This window comes from Fluviicola sp. (assembly GCF_030151805.1).
Lineage (GTDB): Bacteria > Bacteroidota > Bacteroidia > Flavobacteriales_D > Crocinitomicaceae > Fluviicola.
Genome location: NZ_JASLCN010000250.1, coordinates 1 through 3,989, shown reverse-complemented (window position 1 = coordinate 3,989; position 3,989 = coordinate 1). Strand labels below are relative to the sequence as shown.

Sequence of the window (3,989 nt, the reverse complement as noted above, 5' to 3'; positions counted from 1 at the left end):
CAACCAACTCATGTCTTCCCGCAACACAGTTCTTTGCTTTTAAAGAACCCGGTTTGTAATACAAACCACTGTGAATAACTCCGGAGTTGTTTCCAGTTTGATGATCTGCCAGTTTTGCCTCTTTTTCAATCAAAACGATTGCCAGATCAGGATATCTTGTTTGCAATTTGTAAAATGTTGCTGCTCCAACGATTCCACCACCGATAATTGCTATGTCGAATGCCATGTAGATAAAATTTGTGCAAAGTTAAAAGAAAAAGCAATCGCTTGACTGATGAAGACACGGTGAGTTTACAAACGTTCCTGCAAAAAATAAGTACATTTGGTCAACTCGAAAAGTACAGACTACACATGCAGCAACCAAAAATTCATTTTGAGAACTTAAATGGATTAAGATTCATGGGGGCTTTGATGGTTTTTCTCTTTCACGGTTTCACCATTAACCGCGAAGTTTGGGGAACTTTTTTCGATTCAACTCCGATGCAGGTTATTCGAAAACTCACTTCGATCGGGCATTACGGAGTAAACCTATTCTTTGTTCTCAGCGGATTTCTAATCACATACCTGCTTTTAAAAGAACTCCGGGAAAAAGGTAAAATCCACATCGGTTTTTTCCTCATCCGCAGAATTCTGAGATTGTGGCCCTTGTATTTTGTGATCGTTTTATTCGGATTCTTCGTCTTTCCGAACCTGCCATTCGGAACTCAAACCATTCATGAATTCTGGCGTTATGCGTTGTTTCTGTCAAATTTCGATGAAATCATTCACGGAAGCAAAGACAACATTAATTTCCTGACAGCAACCTGGAGTGTGAGTATCGAAGAACAGTTTTACCTCGGTTGGGGGTTGATCATCGGGCTGTTCAAATGGAAAACGATTCGTTCATTTCAGATCTTCTTTCTTTTAGTTATTCTCAGTTCAGTCGTCTTCCGCTTTTTTCATACCCACAATCAAAGCATTATTTATTACCATTCGTTAAGCGTGATTTCGGATATGGCAATCGGAGGCTTGCTGGCAACCTGGGTTTTCGAAAAGTCCGATATTCACTTCATCCGGGAGTTGAAAAAGTGGCAGATTTTCCTCATTTATCTTGCCGGAATAGGCTTCTTGTTTCTGGCTCCGCGCTTGCTTCCGGGTAAACTGATTGCGTTGGAACGAATAGTTTCCGGGTTGTTTTTCGCCTTTATACTCATAGAGCAGTTACTGGCAAAGCATTCCTTTTACAAGGCGGATCGCATTCCGTATTTCGAACGGGCCGGAAAATTGACTTACGGCTTCTATTTGTTTCACTGCATCGTCATCTTTTACCTCTGTAAAACGTTTGAATTCCTGAATATGAATCAGCACATCGGGTGGTTTGCGCTCTATTTCGTAACTTTACTGCTTATAAACACAGCACTTTCCATTCTTTCCTATCGCTACTTTGAAAAGCCTTTACTGGATTTAAAAAAGCACTTCAGAGCATGATTTCTATCGAAAAAATACAAGCAGCAGATAACCTGAAACTGGCACAATTGATCCGCGGGGTTTTAACCGAATTCGGAGCAAACAAACCGGGAACGGTCTTTACGGATCCAACGACCGATCAGTTATACGAACTCTTCCAGGCTCCGGATGCACATTATTTCGTAGCAAAAGAAAACGGCGTCATTGCCGGAGGTTGTGGGGTTTATCCGACCGAAGGATTGCCGGACGGATGCATCGAACTGGTGAAACTTTACTTGTCGAAAGACTTCAGGAATCACGGATTGGGGAAAAAACTCATGGAGCATTCCATCGAAACCGCCAAAGCAGCAGGTTTTACCGAAATCTATCTTGAAACACTTCCTGAGTTACACACTGCTGTAGGGTTATACGAACGTTTAGGCTTTGAATATCTCGACAAGCCATACGGCAATTCAGGTCATTTTGCCTGTGATTTGTGGATGCGGAAAAAACTGCATTGAAAATGTAAAAGCTTTTCAATTCTACATTAACAAAAAAGCCCATCCTAACAAAAGAATGAGCTCATTATCTGATTGATTCAAATATTATTGCAAACCGTTCAATTCTTCGATGAAATAAACTCCTTTATCTTCCATCATCTGACGAATAGCAGGGAAATCTTTCTTTGATTTAGCTTCGTGAATCTTTGCTAAAACATCATCTCCGAAGTTCAATGCCTCATCGATCAATTTGTCGGTAGCCTCAGTTTTAGAATCGTTATACAATTGAATGGAGAAACATTCGTCAAGAACATCAATAATCATTCCGTTCAATTGTTTTTTGATTAATCTCTTATTTGCCATTTTGATACAATTTTGGGCAAAGTTAAGGAATATTATCCACTCCTTGTTTAACTTATTTAACTTGAGTTCGAATTCCGAAGCGATCCTTCAGCTAAAAAATTCCGTAACTTTGCACGATGAATTATGCCATTGTAGATATCGAAACAACGGGTGGATCCACAAAATCCTCGAAGATCACGGAAATCGCGATCTACAAGCATGATGGTACGCAAATTATCAGTTCTTTTTCCACCCTGGTCAATCCGGAAATGCCGATTCCCGAATTCATTTCGAGGTTAACGGGAATTCACGACAAAATGGTGGAAGATGCTCCCAAATTTTATGAGATTGCCAGGCAGATCATTGAATTCACGGAAGACTGCATTTTCGTTGCTCACAATGTCGGGTTTGACTACGGGATTATCCGCCATGAATTCAAACTGCTGGGTTACGACTACCGGAAAGCGCATTTGTGCACGGTAAGAGCTTCCAGGTACGTACTTCCGGGTCACGATTCCTACAGTTTGGGGAAATTATCCAAAGCACTTGGAATTGAATTGGTGGGGCGTCACCGCGCAAAAGGCGATGCGGAAGCCACTGCCCATCTCTTCACCAAATTGTACGCAACGGATTCAAAAGGGTTGGGAACCTTCGTTCAGGAAGATGTAAACCCGAAAATTCTGCATCCGAACCTGGATCTGGAAGCGTTGGAAGAAATTCCGAACAAACCGGGAGTGTATAAGTTTTTCAACGACACCAATCAATTGATCTATATCGGGAAGAGCAAACATATCCGCAAACGCATTGAACAGCATCTGAAGAATGTGAAAACACTCAAAGGTTCTGTGATGCGCCAGGAAATTGCACGGATCGAATTCGAACTGACCGGCTCCGAGCTGATTGCCCTTTTATACGAATCGGAACTGATTAAAATCCATAAGCCGGTATACAATCGCGCGCTTCGCAAGAATACGTACGCATACGGTTTGTTCTATTTTGAAGACCAAAAAGGATATCTGCAATTGTATGTCGATAAGATCAGTAAATCCTCCAGTGTTCCTTTAACCACGTTTACAACAAAAAGAGAAGCCAACGATTATATTTTTATGCTGACGGAAACACATCAGTTGTGTCAGAAGTTATGCGGACTGGAAAAAAGTGCGGGCAGCTGCTTCGGTTACCAGGTCAAAAAATGTCATGGAGCCTGTGTCAGCATGGAAACTCCGGAATCCTATAATGAACGGGTGAAGGAACTGATCAATGCCCTGACCTTTGATGACGACAGTTTCTTCATTGTCGAAGGCGGAAGAGATAAGCGCGAAAAAAGCGTGGTTTGGATCGAAAACGGTTCGTACCGCGGATTTGGTTTCGTTCCGTATTTTGCAGTCAAGCAAATCCACCGGAATTGGCTTCGTTACATTGACCTTCATCCGGAAGACAAAGATGTACGGACCATTCTCAGATATTATCTCAGAAAGAATCCCGATCTTTTAAAAATTCCTTTTAACGGGTAAGTCTGTTTTCAATCTTTTCTCTGAATAAGAATATTTCCTACCAAAAGAGCCAGAACGAGTGATACGATAACAATCATGACGTTTACTTTCTATTTTGATGGTTCTCAAAATCAAAGGTTGTAAAAAGAACAAAACAAAGGTTTTGTTCAAGAATCCGGGATGATTAACACAGGGTAAAATAGAAGATGGCTTTGCAGCTTACATCAAA

At 41.2% G+C, this 3,989-nt stretch carries 5 protein-coding genes; 3 read left to right on the top strand and 2 right to left on the bottom strand.

Annotated elements, in window-relative coordinates:
* On the bottom strand, nt 1–226 hold a 226-nt coding region (locus tag Q1V93_RS09640), incomplete at its 3' end, for an FAD-dependent oxidoreductase (RefSeq protein ID WP_300664156.1).
* A 125-nt stretch (nt 227–351) separates the two neighbouring features.
* Here Q1V93_RS09640 and Q1V93_RS09635 point away from each other — a divergent pair.
* Both Q1V93_RS09635 and Q1V93_RS09630 read left to right on the top strand, forming a co-directional pair.
* Nucleotides 352–1,467, top strand: a complete 1,116-nt coding sequence (locus tag Q1V93_RS09635; protein WP_300664154.1) for an acyltransferase — start codon at nt 352–354, stop codon at nt 1,465–1,467.
* Nucleotides 1,464–1,946, top strand: coding sequence for a GNAT family N-acetyltransferase (locus tag Q1V93_RS09630; RefSeq protein ID WP_300664152.1), 483 nt, complete (start codon nt 1,464–1,466; stop codon nt 1,944–1,946). Before Q1V93_RS09635 ends, Q1V93_RS09630 begins: the two co-directional genes overlap by 4 nt.
* Before the next feature lie 84 nt (nt 1,947–2,030).
* On the opposite strand, the gene Q1V93_RS09625 is transcribed toward Q1V93_RS09630, so the two are convergent.
* Nucleotides 2,031–2,288 carry a hypothetical protein gene (locus tag Q1V93_RS09625; RefSeq protein ID WP_124745242.1) on the bottom strand — a complete coding sequence of 86 codons (258 nt, stop codon included), beginning with the start codon at nt 2,286–2,288 and terminating at the stop codon, nt 2,031–2,033.
* A gap of 116 nt (nt 2,289–2,404) precedes the next feature.
* On the opposite strand from Q1V93_RS09625, the gene Q1V93_RS09620 reads away from it, so the two are divergent.
* The gene (locus Q1V93_RS09620) at nt 2,405–3,781 is read left to right on the top strand and encodes an exonuclease domain-containing protein (protein WP_300664144.1); all 1,377 of its coding nucleotides are present in this window, start codon (nt 2,405–2,407) and stop codon (nt 3,779–3,781) included.
* Nucleotides 3,782–3,989 lie beyond the last annotated feature (208 nt).

Excerpts from the sequence above, each read along its gene's own strand:
- Q1V93_RS09635 (WP_300664154.1), top strand. The coding sequence starts at position 352 with ATGCAGCAACCAAAAATTCATTTTGAGAACTTAAATGGATTAAGATTC.
- Q1V93_RS09620 (WP_300664144.1), top strand. The coding sequence starts at position 2,405 with ATGAATTATGCCATTGTAGATATCGAAACAACGGGTGGATCCACAAAA.
- Q1V93_RS09630 (WP_300664152.1), top strand. The coding sequence starts at position 1,464 with ATGATTTCTATCGAAAAAATACAAGCAGCAGATAACCTGAAACTGGCA.
- Q1V93_RS09625 (WP_124745242.1), bottom strand. The coding sequence starts at position 2,288 with ATGGCAAATAAGAGATTAATCAAAAAACAATTGAACGGAATGATTATT.